The 17,240-nt window shown below is 36.5% G+C and carries 12 protein-coding genes; 10 read left to right on the top strand and 2 right to left on the bottom strand.

All coding sequences use genetic code 11. The features are described 5' to 3' along the window. Positions 1 to 8: 8 nt before the first annotated feature. The 9 genes from AEQU1_RS15585 (at position 9) to AEQU1_RS15545 (ending at position 14,439) form a co-directional block, all read left to right on the top strand. Entirely contained in the window at positions 9 to 1,199 is a 1,191-nt protein-coding gene (locus tag AEQU1_RS15585) for an acetyl-CoA C-acyltransferase (protein ID WP_111882587.1), read from the top strand. A gap of 63 nt (positions 1,200 to 1,262) precedes the next feature. Then, on the top strand, positions 1,263 to 1,634 hold the full coding sequence (locus tag AEQU1_RS15580; protein WP_111882585.1) for a four helix bundle protein: 372 nt from the start codon (positions 1,263 to 1,265) through the stop codon (positions 1,632 to 1,634). A 94-nt stretch (positions 1,635 to 1,728) separates the two neighbouring features. Next, a complete protein-coding gene (locus AEQU1_RS15575) occupies positions 1,729 to 3,540 on the top strand; it encodes an acyl-CoA dehydrogenase family protein (RefSeq protein ID WP_111882584.1) in 1,812 nt (603 codons plus the stop codon). A 127-nt stretch (positions 3,541 to 3,667) separates the two neighbouring features. After that, positions 3,668 to 6,142, top strand: coding sequence for a TonB-dependent receptor plug domain-containing protein (locus AEQU1_RS15570; protein WP_111882582.1), 2,475 nt, complete (start codon positions 3,668 to 3,670; stop codon positions 6,140 to 6,142). Between the two features lie 75 nt (positions 6,143 to 6,217). Continuing rightward, positions 6,218 to 7,084: a hypothetical protein gene (locus AEQU1_RS15565; RefSeq protein WP_111882580.1), complete on the top strand. Its 867-nt coding sequence runs from the start codon at positions 6,218 to 6,220 to the stop codon at positions 7,082 to 7,084. A 76-nt stretch (positions 7,085 to 7,160) separates the two neighbouring features. Further along, complete coding sequence (locus tag AEQU1_RS15560; protein ID WP_111882579.1) at positions 7,161 to 8,492, top strand: M28 family metallopeptidase; 1,332 nt, start codon at positions 7,161 to 7,163, stop codon at positions 8,490 to 8,492. Between the two features lie 11 nt (positions 8,493 to 8,503). Then, entirely contained in the window at positions 8,504 to 10,129 is a 1,626-nt protein-coding gene (locus AEQU1_RS15555) for a M1 family metallopeptidase (RefSeq protein WP_111882577.1), read from the top strand. Positions 10,130 to 10,178: 49 nt separating this feature from the next. Next, positions 10,179 to 13,469: an amidohydrolase family protein gene (locus AEQU1_RS15550; protein ID WP_111882575.1), complete on the top strand. Its 3,291-nt coding sequence runs from the start codon at positions 10,179 to 10,181 to the stop codon at positions 13,467 to 13,469. Between the two features lie 298 nt (positions 13,470 to 13,767). Continuing rightward, positions 13,768 to 14,439 carry an ATP-binding cassette domain-containing protein gene (locus tag AEQU1_RS15545; protein WP_111882572.1) on the top strand — a complete coding sequence of 224 codons (672 nt, stop codon included), beginning with the start codon at positions 13,768 to 13,770 and terminating at the stop codon, positions 14,437 to 14,439. Positions 14,440 to 14,489: 50 nt separating this feature from the next. On the opposite strand, the gene AEQU1_RS15540 is transcribed toward AEQU1_RS15545, so the two are convergent. Then, entirely contained in the window at positions 14,490 to 15,122 is a 633-nt protein-coding gene (locus AEQU1_RS15540; RefSeq protein ID WP_258455307.1) for a fasciclin domain-containing protein, read from the bottom strand. Positions 15,123 to 15,331: 209 nt separating this feature from the next. Here AEQU1_RS15540 and AEQU1_RS15535 point away from each other — a divergent pair, with 209 nt between their 5' ends. Further along, positions 15,332 to 15,709 carry a LysM peptidoglycan-binding domain-containing protein gene (locus tag AEQU1_RS15535; protein WP_111882571.1) on the top strand — a complete coding sequence of 126 codons (378 nt, stop codon included), beginning with the start codon at positions 15,332 to 15,334 and terminating at the stop codon, positions 15,707 to 15,709. A gap of 66 nt (positions 15,710 to 15,775) precedes the next feature. On the opposite strand, the gene AEQU1_RS15530 is transcribed toward AEQU1_RS15535, so the two are convergent. Next, positions 15,776 to 17,239, bottom strand: coding sequence for a magnesium chelatase (locus AEQU1_RS15530; RefSeq protein WP_111882625.1), 1,464 nt, complete (start codon positions 17,237 to 17,239; stop codon positions 15,776 to 15,778). Position 17,240: the final 1 nt, after the last annotated feature.

Here is a 17,240-nt window from a genome sequence, read left to right as displayed (position 1 = left end):
AAATAAAAATGAAAACAGCATATATAGTAAAAGCATACAGAACCGCAGTAGGTAAAGCCCCTCGCGGAGTTTTCCGCTTCAAACGCCCAGATGAATTGGCTGCGGAAACCATTAAATATATTTTGAACGAATTACCGCAACTCGACAAAAAACGAATTGACGACGTAATCGTTGGTAACGCAATGCCTGAAGCGGAGCAAGGCCTAAACATGGGTCGCTTGATTTCGTTAATGGCACTGGATATTGTTGAAATTCCTGGTATGACGGTGAACCGTTATTGCGCTTCGGGATTAGAGACTATTGCTATTGCAACAGCAAAAATTCAAAGTGGAATGGCAGATTGCATCATTGCTGGTGGCGCTGAAAGTATGAGCTATATTCCGATGGGTGGTTATAAACCTGTACCAGATTATAAAATGGCGAAAGAAGGCCACGAAGATTATTACTGGAATATGGGTTTAACTGCTGAAGCAGTTGCAAAAAAATACAACGTCTCTCGTGAAGATCAAGATGAGTTCGCGTATACTAGTCAAATGAGAGCGCTGAAAGCTCAAGACGAAGGTCGCTTTGATGATCAAATAGTTCCTATTGATGTGGAACACACTTTTGTAAACGATGCCGGTAAAAAAGTTACCGAAAAATATACGGTGAATAAAGACGAAGGCCCAAGAAAGGGAACCAATGTTGAAGCACTTTCAAAGCTTCGTCCAGTTTTTGCTAATGGCGGGAGCGTAACTGCAGGTAATTCTTCACAAATGAGTGATGGTGCTGCTTTTGCTGTGATTATGAGTGAAGAGATGGTAAAAGAATTAAATCTTGAGCCTATCGCCAGATTAGTAAGTTATACCGCCGTTGGTGTGGAACCTAGAATAATGGGTATAGGTCCACTTCACGCAATTCCAAAAGCATTGAAACAAGCTGGGTTGAAACAAGACCAAATGGAACTAATTGAATTGAATGAAGCCTTTGCCTCGCAATCCCTTGCGGTTATTCGTGAATTGGGATTAGATAAGGAAATCGTTAATGTAAACGGAGGTGCAATTGCTATGGGTCACCCACTAGGTTGTACCGGAGCCAAACTATCAGTTCAACTTTTTGATGAAATGCGCAAGCGAAACATGCAAGGAAAATATGGTATGGTAACAATGTGCGTGGGAACTGGGCAAGGAGCTGCAGGGGTTTATGAATTTTTGAAATAAGGGAATTAAGACGATAGGACGTAGGACATAAGACCAAATTCTTTAATTATTAAACCAAATAATATGGCGGCAAGACATAATTTTAGAAAACTTACAATTTGGAAAGAAGGTATTGAATTGGCAAAAGAAACCTATTCAACAACAAAAATATTTCCAACATCTGAAACCTATTCCTTAACCAGTCAAATGCAAATGTGTGCAGTTTCTATTCCTTCAAATATAGCCGAAGGAACCGCTAAAAGAACAGGCAAACATTTTTTACAATACTTAGATAATTCTTTGGGTTCAGCCTTCGAATGGGAAACTCAACTTATTATTGCTTTTGAAATTGGTTATGTTTCAAAAGAAACGTTTAAACATTTGGAACGAAAGGTCCAATCAATTCAAGGAATGATTACTCGATTTATAGAAAATATAGAAAAGAATATATCTTAAAAATAATTTTAAACCAAATCAAAATAATAAATAGTGACGGCGTTTTAAGTCCTACGTCTTATGTCCTACCGTCCTAAGTCAAATTTTAAAAAATATGAGCACAACAGAAACAAATAAAAACGAACTTCTAAGAGGCGGTCAATTTTTAGTAAAAGAAACAAAAGCTGAAGACGTATTCACCCCCGAAGACTTTTCCGAAGAACAAAAAATGATGCGCGATTCTGTGAAGGAATTTGTAGATCGTGAAATCTGGCCAAACAAAGAACGTTTTGAGCACAAAGATTATGCATTAACGGAAGAAGTAATGAGAAAGGCAGGCGAAATGGGTCTGCTTGGTGTTGCCGTGCCAGAGGAATATGGCGGACTAGGAATGGGTTTCGTTACCACTATGTTGGTTTGTGATTATATCTCTGGTGCAACAGGTTCTGTGGCTACAGCTTTTGGAGCACATACAGGTATCGGAACGCTTCCAATTACTTTATACGGAACAGAGGAACAAAAGAAAAAATATGTTCCAAAACTTGCCACTGGCGAATGGTTTGGAGCTTATGCATTAACTGAACCAGGAGCTGGAAGTGACGCTAACAGCGGAAAAACAAAGGCAATTCTTTCTGAAGATGGTAAGCATTATTTAATAAGCGGTCAGAAAATGTGGATTTCAAATTCAGGTTTTTGTCACACTATGATTGTTTTTGCCAGAATTGAAGACGATAAATACATTACTGGATTTATTGTTGAAAACGATCCTGAAAATGGAATCTCAATGGGCGAGGAAGAAAAGAAATTAGGTATTCACTCCTCCTCTACCCGTCAGGTTTTCTTTAGCGATACCAAAGTTCCTGTTGAAAATATGTTAGCAGGTCGTGGCGAAGGATTTAAAATTGCAATGAATGCCCTTAATGTTGGTCGTATTAAACTTGCTGCAGCAAGTCTTGATGCGCAACGTCGCGTTATTGCAAACGCTGTTCAATACGCAAATGAACGTATTCAATTTAATGTCCCTATTTCTTCTTTTGGAGCAATAAAATTGAAGCTTGCGGAAATGGCTACCAATGCTTATGTAAGCGAAAGTGCTAGTTACCGTGGAGCAAAAAATATTGAAGATAGAATCGCGCTTCGTATTAAAGAGGGCAACAGCCATCAAGAAGCTGAATTGAAAGGTGTTGAGGAATATGCTATTGAGTGCTCTATATTAAAAGTAGCTGTTTCCGAAGATGTTCAAAATTGTGCTGATGAAGGAATACAGATTTATGGCGGAATGGGTTATAGTGCAGATACTCCAATGGAATCTGCTTGGCGTGATGCCCGTATTGCACGTATTTATGAAGGTACCAACGAAATAAACAGAATGCTTGCCGTGGGGATGCTGGTTAAAAAAGCAATGAAAGGTCACGTAGATCTTTTGGGACCTGCACAAGCCGTAGCTTCAGAATTGATGGGAATCCCTTCTTTTGAAACTCCAGATTTTTCCGAATTACTTTCCGAAGAAAAAGCGATGGTGGCCAAGTTGAAAAAAGTATTTTTAATGGTTGCTGGTAGCGCCGTTCAAAAATATGGAACTGAGCTTGATGAACATCAACAAACACTTTTAGCTGCTGCAGATATTTTGATTGAAATATATATGGCTGAAAGTGGAATTTTGAGAACCGAGAAAAATGCAAAACGTTTTGGCGAAGACTCCCAAAAAGAACAAATTGCAATGTCGCAGTTATACCTTTATCACGCCGTTGATATCATTACCGTAAAGGCAAAAGAAGCAATTCTTTCGTTTTCTGAAGGTGACGAACAACGCGCAATGTTGATGGGTCTTAAACGTTTCACCAAATACCAAAACATGCCTAATATTGGCGAATTAAGAAAGACTATTGCTGCCAAGGTAATTTCGGAAAACAATTATCCCTTTTAATATTGAGTAGAAACAAATTCCAATAAATATACTGGATTTTACAAATATTTGACCTGACAGATTTCTAATATCTGTCAGGTCTTTTTTTTTTAAATTAATTATTACCTTTAAAATCAATCTTTTTTTAATGATGAAGAAAATTTTAGGGATACTATCAATTTTAGTTTTGTGTATCGCATTTTCTTTCAATTCTGGTTTGAAGATTTTAATTCTCAATCGACTCAACGAATACACTACAGAGAAATATCCAGAAAAAATATACATTCATACAGACAGGCCTTACTATACCGCCGGTGAAAATATTTGGTTTAATACATACCTCGTTAATGGTGTGACTCATAGAAAAAGTGAAAAAAGCAAAATAATTTATGTAGAACTCATAAATGAACAGAACGAAGTAATAAGCGATAGAAAACTTTTTACAGAATCAATGAGTATCAACGGAGATTTCAAATTACCCATTGATCTGCCAGAAGGTACTTATCTGTTGCGTGCTTTCACAAATTATATGCGCAATCAGCCAAGGGATTATTTTTTTAATAAAGAGATTCCTGTTTTTGCGATTAATTCAGAAATTCCAGATTCAGATGGAGAGAAGAATTCCAAGGTAGCGGAAAATTCTGAATTGCCCGAAATTGGGTTTTATCCAGAAGGAGGATATTTGGTTGAAGGTATCAGTAATAAAATTGCTGTAAAAGTTAAGGATGCGGCATTATCAGCAAGTCCCATAGTAGGAATTATTGAAGATACCGAAGGAAACAAAGTAACCGATTTTAAAACCTTTGAGTTTGGTCTCGGCACGTTCTATTTAAAACCAGAACAGGGTAAAGAATACCGCGCAGTAATCACAAATGGTGATGAGAATATTCTCTATCCACTCCCCACCCCACTTTCAGAAGGTTATGTTTTAAATACTTCTGTAACTGATAAAGAAGTATTAATAAACGTATCCACAAACAAAAAAGAAGGTTTAAAAAATGTGCTAATAATTGGCCAACAAAGAGGAGTGGCCGCTTTTGATTACACACATTCCAAAGAGACAAATACAATGTTGGTAAAAATACCAACGGTAAATTTGATTGAAGGTGTTTTGGATATAGTGGTTTTCAATGAATCTGAAAAACCTGTAGCGGAACGATTGGTTTATATCAAAAAAGAGGCGAATATTTCTATAGCGGTCAAAAAAACAAATGGCTCTTCCGCAGGCATTCGCGATCGCGTAAACTTGGAAATTGAAGTAAAGAACAAATCAGGAAAATTGATAGCAAATACGCTTTCCCTTTCAGTAATTGATGCCGAACTGATCAAAACAAATCCCAATGCTGAAAATATTAAAACCTATTTATTGTTGAACTCAGATTTGAGGGGCAAAATTAAATCCCCAAACTATTTCTTCACTGCGGGAGATACTATTAAAAAAAATCTACAATTAGATTTAATAATGCTTACCCACGGCTGGCGACGCTTTACATGGCAAGAGTTTTTAGAGAAAGGTACGCCTCAGCAATTTCAACCGGAAGATGGAATTTACATAAGCGGCAACACTATTAATGCACAATCTCCCTTTCAAAATAAAGTGAGTGAAACTAAACTCACGTTCAGAAAAAAAGGATTTTATCAAGAAACCAATAGCACCAATAATATTGGCCACTTTGCATATGGTCCTTTTGTTTTTACTGATACCATAGATGTGTTTTTACAAGCAGGGTCAGGACTTACTTCAGAAAAACCAAATTATAGCGATACTAACATTAAATTGGATCCACCTGCCCAAAGACCAACAATTATTCCTGATAGAATTGTAAATCCATTTAATCAAAATCTTGAAATTGCCAATGTTGAGAATTATAGAAAAAAAACACGAAATAATGTTTATAGTGATTTTCAATTTGACAAAGAAAGAGAAGTATTGGAAGAGGTGAACATTAGTGGAAAAGCAGCAACAAAAGAAGAAGTTGAAGAAATTAAAAGAGAAAAAAGAACGCGATCCTTTGCCCCTTCACATCGAATTGTGGTTGATGAATTCGGAGATAATGGAGCTGGTAATTTTATGGATTTAATTATGAATGTTCCTGGCGTTCGAGTGGGCAGTAAATACGGGGCCGAGACTTCACAGGATTACGAAGTAAATCTCAGAGGTTTAAAACCTACATATTATGTTGACAATGTTGAGGTGGACTTAGGAATTGCACGTTCAATCCATCAAGCAGATATTGACTTTATAGATGTTTTAAACATTGGGCCCGCAGCAGCAGCGTATGGGTTAAAGGCTCAAGGTGTTATTGCTATATATACAAAAAAAGGTGCAAGAAATAGATTTATAACTGATAGAAAACCAGGCTCTATCAACTTTAAATCTGAAGGATTTTATTTAGCGAGAGAGTTTTATGCGCCAGATTATTCTTTGGTAGATAGAAACAGAAGCCGTGAAGACAAGCGCACAACACTTTACTGGACGCCGAATGTTGTTAGCAACGGCTATAAAAATGCCGAGGTTAATTTTTACACGAGTGATGAAAAAGGAAGTTTTCAAATAGAAATTGAAGGAATTACCGATACGGGCATACCGTTCCATACAACGGCTTTTTTAGAGGTTGAATAATACAAAAATTTTAGCGCATTCACATTTCTCAATTTATGGCGCAGAGTTTGCTATTTTTGAAGAAAACTATTTACAATGAAAAAACTCCTTTTCCTTTTCACACTTACAACAACCATTTTTAGTTTTGCCCAAGAAAACACCGAAATATATGTTTTTGATTTCGGCCCGGCTTACGAAGGTCTAGAATTAATGAACGTCCAAAATATTTCAAATAACGAAGGTTACGATAACCAACCATCCTTCATCTCAAATGAAACCCTTGTTTTTGCGGGAAACAATGACGGGCAAACAGACATTTCAGAATATAACCTGACTTCAAAAATTCAAAAATGGGTTAATAATAAAACCGAAGGTGGTGAATATTCCCCACAAAAATTTCCTTCTAATAATGATTTAGCTGCCGTTCGGCTTGACAAAGATGGTTTGCAACGTTTCTATCGCTATAATTCAGAAAAGGGCAATTCAACCGAACTAATTGAAAATCTACAAGTAGCCTATTTCACCTTTTATGATGACAAAAAAATTCTTTCTACAGTTTTAGACGGTGATAATATGGATTTAGTAATGATTGATTTACCCTCAAAAAAAGTAGATACCTTGTTTTATAATGCTGGAAGATCTCTCCAAAAAATACCAAACACCAATTCCTTGAGTTATTCTTTGGTGAATGATGAAGGAAATTTAGACCTCTATCTTTTGGACATGAACTCCTATGAAAGCTTTTTTGTAACCGAACTGCCTATCGGAATTAAAGACTGTGTTTGGATCAACGACACACAAATTCTTGTTGGGAGCGGCAATAAACTTTATATGTACGACACCTTGGGTGAAACGGAATGGAACAGAGTAGCATCTTTGGAGGAATATGGCCTAAAAAGCATAACCCGCATGGCTATAAGTCCTAATGGAAAAAAACTTGCTGTAGTAGCAGAGCCGATGTAATTCCATTTTTACAAAGTTTAAAAGTTTTTAGACGTTGTAGCTTCTTTTGAGTATTTTTAGGGAAACTTTTTTTAAAATGAAAACATTATCCCTTTTAGTAGCATTATTGATATTTTCTTTTAGTTATTCCCAAACAGATCAAAAAATCTACGACATTATTAATTCCGTTTCTTCGGAAAGAATTAAGACCGATATAACTACACTTGCAAATTTCGGAACCCGGAATACTTTTAGCGATACTATTAGCAATACCCGTGGAATTGGCGCTGCGCGACGATGGGTTAAAAATGAATTTGAAAATATTTCCCAAAATTGTAGTAACTGCTTACGTGTTATTTACCAAAAGGATTTGGTAAAAGCTGAAGGAAATGATCGTGTTCCAACCGATACGTGGATTGTGAATGTGGCAGCAATTCAGAAAGGTACAAAATATCCAAACCGTTATATCATTATGAGTGGCGATATAGATTCGCGAAACAGTGATGGCAGCGATTTCACCAAAGATGCTCCCGGAGCAAATGATAATGCCAGTGGCTTGTCCGGAACCATTGAAGCTGCCAGGGTTCTTTCAAAATATAAATTTGAAAATAGCATTATTTATTTAGGGTTAAGCGGAGAAGAACAAGGCCTTTTCGGCGGTAAAGGTTTTGCGGAATATGCAAAAAAGAACGGTTGGGAAATTATAGGAGTTTTAAATAATGATATGATAGGCAATATAAAAGGCGTGGACGGTGTAATCAGCAACCGTGATTTTAGGATTTTTTCTGAGCCAGTTCCGCCAACAGAAACAGAGCGCGAACGTGAAATGCGCCGTTTTTACGGTGGCGAAGTGGACGGCGTTTCTCGCCAACTCGCACGTTACATTTTTAAAACCACAAAAACCTATATGCCTGAAATGAACCCTATGATGGTTTACAGACTGGATCGTTTTGGTCGCGGTGGTCATCACAGGCCATTTAATGATTTAGGTTGGGCTGGAATTAGAATAATGGAATCGCACGAAGATTACAACCACCAACATCAAGATATAAGAACTGAAAATGGTATTGAATACGGCGATAAATTAGAATTTGTAAACTTTGATTATGCTGCAAAACTAACCGCTGTAAACGCTATAAATTTAGCGAGCATTGCCTCCGCCCCTCCCGAACCAAATAATGTTGCCATTGGTGGCGTTGTGGAAGCTTCAGCAAAATTGAAATGGGACAAAGTGGATGGTGCTACGGGCTATAAAATTTATTGGCGAGACACCACTTCGCCCACTTGGGACCACAGCCGTTTTGTGGGCGATGTTTCAGAATTTACTTTAGAAGGAATTGTAATTGATAATTCATTTTTCGGAGTAGCTTCAGTTGGAAAAAATGGTTTTGAGAGTGTGGTGGTTTTTCCAAATTCGGTATTTAGATAAAACTATAAATTATGAAAGAAAAAATTTGCATTGTAGTTTTATTGCTTCTTACTTTTTCTGTGTTTTCCCAAGAATTTACTCGTGCAGACACCCTTCGCGGTAGCATAACTCCTGAAAGGGCTTGGTGGGACGTTACATATTACGATTTAAAAGTTGCAGTAAATCCTTCCGAAAAAACCATTGAAGGCAGCAATACCATTTCATACAAAGTTTTGGAGCCAAATGAAATTATGCAGATAGATCTGCAAGCCCCAATGAAGATTGATAAAATTATTCAAGACGGAAAAGAAATTTCATATACTTCTGAAGGAAATGCACACTTTTTAAAACTTCAAAAAAAACAGATAGAAAACACGGAACAAAAACTAACAATTTACTTCTCAGGAAAACCAATTGTAGCTAGACGTCCGCCCTGGGATGGTGGTTTCACTTGGTCCAAAGACAGTAATGGTAATGATTTTATCGCAACTTCTAACGAGGGTATTGGCTCCAGCGTTTGGTGGCCATTAAAAGATCATCCTTCTGATGAGCCTGATAATGGCATTACAATTTCTGTAACTGCTCCAAAAGATTTAATGGACGTAAGCAACGGAAGGTTAAAAGAAGTAATTGAAAACGACAAAACAAAAACCTGGGTGTGGCAAGTTGTAAACCCCATAAACGCTTACGGTGTTGATATAAATATTGGCGATTACGTATATTGGAGCGAAAAATACAAAGGCGAAAAAGGAATTTTAGATATGGATTACTATGTGCTCCGTGAAAATGAAGCCAAAGCAAAAAAACAGTTCAAACAAGCACCCATGATGATGGAAGCTTTTGAGCACTGGTTTGGTTCCTACCCTTTTTACGAAGATGGCTATAAATTGATTGAAGCTCCTTATTTAGGAATGGAACATCAAAGCAGCGTGACTTACGGAAACAAGTTTGAGAACGGTTATTTGGGTCGCGATCTTTCAGCAACCGGTTGGGGAATGAAGTTTGATTTTATAATTATTCACGAAAGCGGCCACGAATGGTTTGCTAACAATATAACCAGTAAAGATGTGGCAGATATGTGGGTTCACGAAGGGTTTACAAATTATTCCGAAAATCTGTATTTGGATTATTACTTCGGAAAAAAAGCTTCCTCAGAATATGTTATCGGTACCCGAAAAAAGATATTGAATGATCGTCCAATTATCGGGCAGTACAATGTTGACAATTCTGGAAGCAGTGATATGTATTACAAAGGCGGGAACACGCTTCACATGATTCGTCAACTTATTGAAGATGATGAAAAATGGCGCCAGATTCTTCGTGGTTTAAATAAAGAATTCTATCACCAAACCGTTACTACCAAACAAGTAGAAGGTTACATAAGTGAAAAAAGTGGCATTGATCTTTCCCAATTCTTTAATCAATATCTCCGAACCACAATGATTCCAAAAGTGGAATATAAAATTCAGGGAGAAAATTTAAAATTCCGTTATGTTGACATTGTCGAGAACTTTAATATGCCAATAATTGCTATAATTAATGGCAAAGAAGAATGGATCTCTCCTACTTCAGAGTGGAAAATAAAAACGACTTCTTCGCCAATTCAAACTTTTCAGATAAAAAAAGACTTCTATGTGAATACCGAACAAGCTCAATAAAATAATTACTCCACATACTTTAATACTCAGATTTAGAAACAAATTAAATATGAAAATACTATCAACACTAGTTCTTTTAACGTTTACACTGACAATAGCAGCCCAAAAAAAAGAAAAAAAGGACAAAGAAAAAGAAGAGCCAAAATGGGAAGTTGCCAACCCCGGGAAAGATTTCAACTATAAAACCCATTCCTTCACCACAAATGAAGGCACTTGGATGAACTTAGACGTGAATCCGGATGGCAAAACCATTGTCTTTGATATGATCGGTGATATTTACACTATGCCCATTTCGGGAGGAACAGCAAAAGCAATCAGAACAGGAATTCCTTTTGAAGTGCAACCAAGGTTCAGCCCAGATGGAACAAAAATTTCGTTTACTAGTGATGCCGGTGGTGGCGACAATATTTGGGTAATGAATATAGATGGGAGCGATGCAAAACAAGTTACCGAAGAAGATTTTAGACTGCTAAACAATGCTGTTTGGAGTGCAGATGGTAATTATTTGATTGCACGAAAGCATTTTTCATCAGAAAGAAGTTTGGGAGCTGGCGAAATGTGGCAGTATCACAAATCTGGTGGCACAGGTTTACAACTTACAAAAAAGAAAAACGATCAACAGGACGTAAATGAACCCTTTACTTCTCCCGATGGAAAGTATCTTTATTACAGCGAAGATATGTATCCCGGTGGTTATTTTCAATACAACAAAGACCCCAACGATCAAATCTATGTAATAAAACGATATGAGTTTGCAACCGGAAAAACCGAAACGATAACAGGTGGTCCAGGCGGCGCAGCAAGACCTACCGTTTCTCGTGACGGAAAAAAAATGGCATTTGTAAAAAGGGTTCGTACCAAAAGTGTATTATTTATTCAAGACTTGGAAACGGGTGAGGAATGGCCTATTTACGATCAATTAAACAAAGACCAACAGGAGGCTTGGGCTCTTTTCGGGGTTTATCCAAATTTTAGTTGGATGCCCAATAACAATGAAATCGTTTTTTGGAGTGGTGGAAAAATCAATACGATTGATGTTAAATCTTTAGCTGTAACCAACATTCCTTTTACTGCAAACGTAAATATTGATTTAGCGGAAACTGTTCATTTCAATAATAAAATTGAAACTGAAACTTTTACCCCAAAAATGATTCGCCACGCAGTGACTTCACCTGACGGAAAATATATTGTTTTCAGTGCTTTGGGCCATTTGTACAAAAAAAAGTTGCCCGACGGTAAACCACAACGATTGACCAACAGCAAAGATTTTGAATTTGAACCAACCTTTTCGCCAAATGGTTCTGAAATAGTTTACGTTACTTGGAATGATTTGGAAAAAGGCGCGATTTATAAAATTGCTGCTAGCGGTGGAAATTCAGTAAAATTAACATCAAAAAAAGGTATTTATAGAACTCCTTCCTTTTCTCCCATCGGATCCCAAATAACCTATAGAAAAGAAAGTGGAAACACCGATCAAGGTTTCACTTTTACAAAAAATGACGGTATTTATGTAATGGATGCCAATGGGAACAATGAAAAGTTTGTTGTTGATAAAGGAGAGTATCCAATGTTTAGTAAAGACGGAAAACGAATTTTTCTACAAACTGGCGGAACCTATTTTGGGGATATTGAGAAAAAATTGATAAGTGTAAACCTTGACGGAAATGATGAAAAAATACATATAACTTCAAAATACGCCAATAGATTAATCCCAAGCCCAGATAACGAATGGATCGCTTTTACCAATCTTCACAAACTATTTGTGGCTCCCTTGGTACTTAACGGACAAACCATTGATTTAGATAATAAAACAAAAGCGCTACCGGTTTCACAATTAGCCAAGGATGCTGGAATAAATATACATTGGTCACCGAACAGTCAAAAAGTAATGTGGACATTGGGTGATGAATATTTCAGTAATGAGTTAAAAAACAGATTTACTTTTTTAAATGGTTCCCCAGAAAAAGTACCCGAAATGACATTGGCTGGAACAAAAATTGGTCTGCAAGCTCCCATGGATAAGCCTAGTGGAAGAATCGCATTCACCAATGCACGTATTATTACTATGGAAAATGACAACGTAATTGAAAACGGAACTATCGTCATTAACGGCAATAAAATAGAAGCGATGGGCGAAGCCGACAAGGTTTCTGTTCCTTCGGGAACAAAAATTTATTCCGCTGAAGGAAAAACTATAATGCCAGGAATGGTAGATGCTCACGCTCACGTAGGAGCTTTCCGCGATGGACTTCCCTCACAACAATATTGGCCTTTTATGGCAAACTTAGCGTTCGGTGTAACTACATCGCACGATCCTTCAGCAAATACCGAAACTGTTTTTACGCTTTCTGAACTTCAAAAAAGTGGGGAATTAGTTGGGCCAAGATTGTTTTCAACAGGATTCATTCTTTACGGTGCCGATGGCGATTTTAAAGCCGTTATAAATAACTTAGAAGATGCTAGAAGCAGTATTCGCCGTACAAAGGCATTTGGAGCAAAAAGCGTGAAAAGCTACAACCAACCACGTCGAGATCAGCGTCAACAAGTGCTGCAAGCTGCCCGGGAAATGGGTATTAATGTGGTTCCCGAAGGTGGTTCCACATTCTATCATAATTTAACGATGGTTATTGATGGACACACGGGCGTAGAACATAACATTCCCGTGGCTCCCGTTTATAAAGATGTTCTTGAATTGTGGGGCCATAGCAATTCTGGCTACACTCCTACTCTTATCGTAAACTATGGTGGAATGAATGGTGAATTCTATTATTATGAACGCGACAATGTTTGGGAAAATAAAAAACTACTCACATTCACACCTCGAAGTATTGTAGATAGCCGTTCACGCCACAGAATGAAAACGCCACAGGAAGAATACAAGAATGGGCATATTTTGGTTTCTGAAACCGCAAAAAGTTTAAGTGATGCTGGAGTAAAAGTAAATATGGGAGCACACGGACAGTTACAAGGCTTGGGCGCACATTGGGAAACTTGGATGTTGAAACAAGGTGGAATGAGTAATTTGGAAGCTTTAAAAGCAGCTACTATTAATTCTGCGGAATACATTGGAGCTGGAGAAGACATTGGATCATTAAAAGAAGGAAAGCTTGCTGATTTGATTATAATGGATAAAAATCCATTAGAAAATATTGAAAATACTCAAACCATTAAAATGGTAATGGTTAATGGCCGATTGTATGACACCGAAACAATGAATGAAATAGGAAACAACCCAAAAGAGCGACTTCCCTTTTTCTGGGAAATGGACAAATACAATCAGGCTTTTCCTTGGCACCAAGAAACACACGGATTTATGGACGGTGGCTGTAGCTGTCAATAATAGAGAATAGAAATGTACCGAGCTTACTGGCAATTTTATAAATCAATATTTCCTTTCATTACAGTTTTTTCAATTTTAAGCGTATTGGTTTTGGGGTTGCTGTGGGGGTTTGTTCTTTTTGCAACAATTGGCTTGTTGTTCGGTTTTATTGGGTTTCGAACATTTTATAACGATCAATTTTATTTTTATTACAATATCGGGTTAACAAAATGGAAGCTTGTTCAGACTTCTTTTATTATCAATCTTTTAGTAGGTATTCCCATGTTTTCAGTTTTAATTATTTTCATCTTTTTCTTATTTGGCAATTTTCAAATTACATAACGCCACCATAAACTTTGGGGAAAAAGAAATTCTTAAAGAGATTTCTTTTTCTTTAAAAACTACTGATATCGTTGGAATTTTTGGGCGTAATGGCTGTGGAAAATCTACATTACTTAAAATGATATTTGGAACACAGACGAAGGGTTCAATAAAAGTTTCGATTGATGAAGTAGAGTTTAATCCTTCAAGAAATGTTTCCCTGAAAAGTATTGCTTACTTGCCACAAAATTCTTTTTTACCTAAAAACTTGAAGGTTCGCGATGTAATTCCTATATACTTTTCTGAAGAAAAAAAGCAGGACATCATTTTCTATGACGCTTTGATTGCGAAACTTACAGCAAAAAAAATTGGAGAATTATCTTTAGGTCAAGTTCGTTATTTGGAAGTTTTATTAGTGGGAAATCTAGATCATCAATTTATAATGCTAGATGAGCCTTTCTCTATGGTTGAACCTTTATATAAAATTGAAATAAAGAAATTATTAAACAATATTAAAGTTAAAAAAGGAATACTAATAACCGATCATTATTATGAGGATGTTCTTGAAATAACTAACAACAACCTGTTATTAAAAAACGGCATCAGTCATATTGTAAAAAATAAAGAAGACTTGCGGAAACTTGAATATTTAAGTAACAATTCTATATAAAAAAAGCTCCATTTCTGGAGCTTTTTCTTTTAATTCATTCTAAAAATGAATTACATTTTTGGCATTAGCACTTTGTCAATTACGTGTACAACACCATTTGATGCGTCCATATCAGCACTTGTAACAGTAGCTGTATTTCCTTTAGCATCTTTTATCATTACTTTACCATCTTTTTCAGATAAGGTTAAAGTTTCTCCATTCATTGTTGTTACATCAAGCTTGTTATTAGCAGCTTTAATTTTTGTTACAACATCGGCAGCATTCATTTTACCTTGAAGCACGTGATATTGAAGTACTTTTTGAAGTTGAGTTTTGTTTTCAGGCTTCATTAAATTATCCATAGTTGCTTTTGGCACTTTGCTAAAGGCTTCGTTTGTTGGAGCGAAAACAGTATAATCGCCTTCTCCTTTCAAAGTTTGAGCCATATCAGCAGCTTGAAGAGCACTTACCAAAGTAGAAAGATCTGAATTACCCATTGCTTTTGCAGCAATTGAATTAGCTTCCATCTCGGCCATTTTGTTTGCATTAGTTTCTTCAACTTTCATTAAAGAATCTTTTTCGCGTTCCATACGCATTTGTTCAGCTTGTGCTTGCGCTTCAGCTTCTTTCTTCTTAGAGTCCTCACAGCTTGCAAAAAGCATTGCTACTACTGCTAGAGACATTACAATTGTTTTTAGTTTCATAATAGTTTTCGTTGATTTAAATGTTTGCATCAAAGATATTCTAAGTGCTGTGAAGTTTTTATTAATTGTAATTAATCTTTAGTTAAATTTTTGATAATTTTTTTACATATTATCATTATTCAACCCTTTAATATTAAAATTTTATTAATCCCAAAATCGAATTGCCATAAAATTGTATCTTTAAAAATAAATTTTTAAAATTTCGTAAAATGATAAAGTCAAAATACCAAAGCGTTCTGGATTTAGGTGAAAAACTAAACATTCAAGACGGTGATGTAAAAGAAGAAAATGGGCAATTAAAAGTTTGGGGAACTGCAAAGAACCAATATGAAAAAAACCTTTTATGGGACGAGATAAAAAAGGTTGGCGGTGAAAACCCAACCGATATTATGGCCGACATAAAAGTAGCCGATTCTTCTGTGTTTGCACACCATACTGTACAAAGTGGAGAATCTTTAAGTAAGATTGCTAAGCATTACTATGGTGATGCGAATAAATACAATGCTATTTATGAAGCGAACAAAGGAAAATTGAAATCCGCAGACTTGATTCACCCAGGTGATGAATTGGTGATTCCAAACATCTAAAATCAATTAATAATTAAAAAACCGTCAGCTTTTATATAAACTGACGGTTTTTTTATTGAATAAAATTTAAAGTCCGCTAATATAGCTTCCGTACATGTCTTTAAAATGAAGTCCATTCCCCAAACTGAATTTGCTCAGTTTTTTGTTCTCAGCCAATGACCAAAGAATTACCTCTTTTAAAAAATAACTATCCATTTTAGAAATTTCCGGTTGGTATTTTTCAATCAATTGTTGCAGTGGGATAATTCGATCCAATTCATTTTTATATTCTTCATCAGTATATGAATCCAGCAATTCAAAATCATTTTCTTCAAAGAACCAAGCTACTATTTCAGCATATGGATCTGCGTCGCCATCTTTGGTGAGTTTTTCAATTTTTGGAAATCGTTCCTTAAAAGTTGTATTTACTGCATCCACAATCAGTTGCTGAGCAACTTGGGAAACGCCTTCCTGCTCACCTTCGTAAACCAATTCTACTTTCCCAGTAATAGAAGGAATAATACCTATAAAATCTCCCAAACGTACACTGGTTTTTTTATCTCCACTGTGCAATGCACGTCTTTCTGCGGTACTCAAAAGGTTTTCAAAAGCGGTAATACTTAAACGTGCACTTACGCCACTTTTGGCATCTATAAAATCATTTTCACGTGCTTCAAAACTTATTTGCTCCAAAACATCTTTCGCCAATTCGGGTACGTAAATATTCGATTTTGCTTTAATCGCTTCTGCCGTTTCTTGCTCGGTAATTGTGCGAGCGGTTTGAATATTTTCGGGATAATGCGTTAAAATTTGAGAGCCAATTCTATCTTTCAGCGGAGTTACAATGCTGCCTCGATTTGTGTAATCTTCTGGGTTTGCCGTGAAAACAAATTGTATATCCAATGGCAAACGCACAGCAAAACCACGAATCTGTATATCGCCTTCCTGCAAAATATTAAAAAGTGCAACTTGAATACGCGGCTGTAAATCTGGCAATTCGTTAATCACGAAAATACATCGGTTACTTCGGGGAATCATACCAAAATGAATTACACGGTCATCCGCATAAGTCAGTTTTAAATTTGCCGCTTTTATCGGGTCAACGTCGCCAATTAAATCGGCAACCGTTACATCTGGCGTTGCAAGTTTTTCAGAAAAACGATCATCGCGATGCAACCAACTAATAGGTGTATCATCACCTTTTTCGTGCATCAAGTTTTTAGCAAAGCGGGAAATAGGGCTAAAAGGATCATCATTTATCTCACTGCCTTCCACCACTGGTATATATTCATCTAAAAGGCCAATCATTTGCCTCGCCAATCGGGTTTTTGCTTGTCCGCGAAGTCCTAAAAGGTTAATGTTGTGTTTTGAAAGAATAGCGCGTTCCAATTCAGGGATCACTGTAAGTTCGTAACCATGAATACCCACAAAAGGTGTTTCCTTCTTCATTATTTTCTGAAGCAGGTTTCTTCGTAATTCTTCTTTTATTGATTTAGGTTCGTAACCCGCTTTTTTGAGTTCGCCGAATGTTTTGATTTTTTCTATATTCATC

Source organism: Aequorivita sp. CIP111184 (genome assembly GCF_900489465.1).
Taxonomy (GTDB): Bacteria; Bacteroidota; Bacteroidia; order Flavobacteriales; family Flavobacteriaceae; genus Aequorivita.
This window is presented reverse-complemented; position numbering and strand designations above follow the sequence as displayed.

Bases quoted from the DNA above. Each gene is read 5' to 3' on its own strand.
- AEQU1_RS15530 (WP_111882625.1), bottom strand. From the start codon at position 17,239: ATGAATATAGAAAAAATCAAAACATTCGGCGAACTCAAAAAAGCGGGT.
- AEQU1_RS15560 (WP_111882579.1), top strand. From the start codon at position 7,161: ATGAAAACATTATCCCTTTTAGTAGCATTATTGATATTTTCTTTTAGT.
- AEQU1_RS15570 (WP_111882582.1), top strand. From the start codon at position 3,668: ATGATGAAGAAAATTTTAGGGATACTATCAATTTTAGTTTTGTGTATC.
- AEQU1_RS15575 (WP_111882584.1), top strand. From the start codon at position 1,729: ATGAGCACAACAGAAACAAATAAAAACGAACTTCTAAGAGGCGGTCAA.
- AEQU1_RS15550 (WP_111882575.1), top strand. From the start codon at position 10,179: ATGAAAATACTATCAACACTAGTTCTTTTAACGTTTACACTGACAATA.
- AEQU1_RS15565 (WP_111882580.1), top strand. From the start codon at position 6,218: ATGAAAAAACTCCTTTTCCTTTTCACACTTACAACAACCATTTTTAGT.
- AEQU1_RS15555 (WP_111882577.1), top strand. From the start codon at position 8,504: ATGAAAGAAAAAATTTGCATTGTAGTTTTATTGCTTCTTACTTTTTCT.
- AEQU1_RS15535 (WP_111882571.1), top strand. From the start codon at position 15,332: ATGATAAAGTCAAAATACCAAAGCGTTCTGGATTTAGGTGAAAAACTA.
- AEQU1_RS15580 (WP_111882585.1), top strand. From the start codon at position 1,263: ATGGCGGCAAGACATAATTTTAGAAAACTTACAATTTGGAAAGAAGGT.
- AEQU1_RS15540 (WP_258455307.1), bottom strand. From the start codon at position 15,122: ATGAAACTAAAAACAATTGTAATGTCTCTAGCAGTAGTAGCAATGCTT.
- AEQU1_RS15585 (WP_111882587.1), top strand. From the start codon at position 9: ATGAAAACAGCATATATAGTAAAAGCATACAGAACCGCAGTAGGTAAA.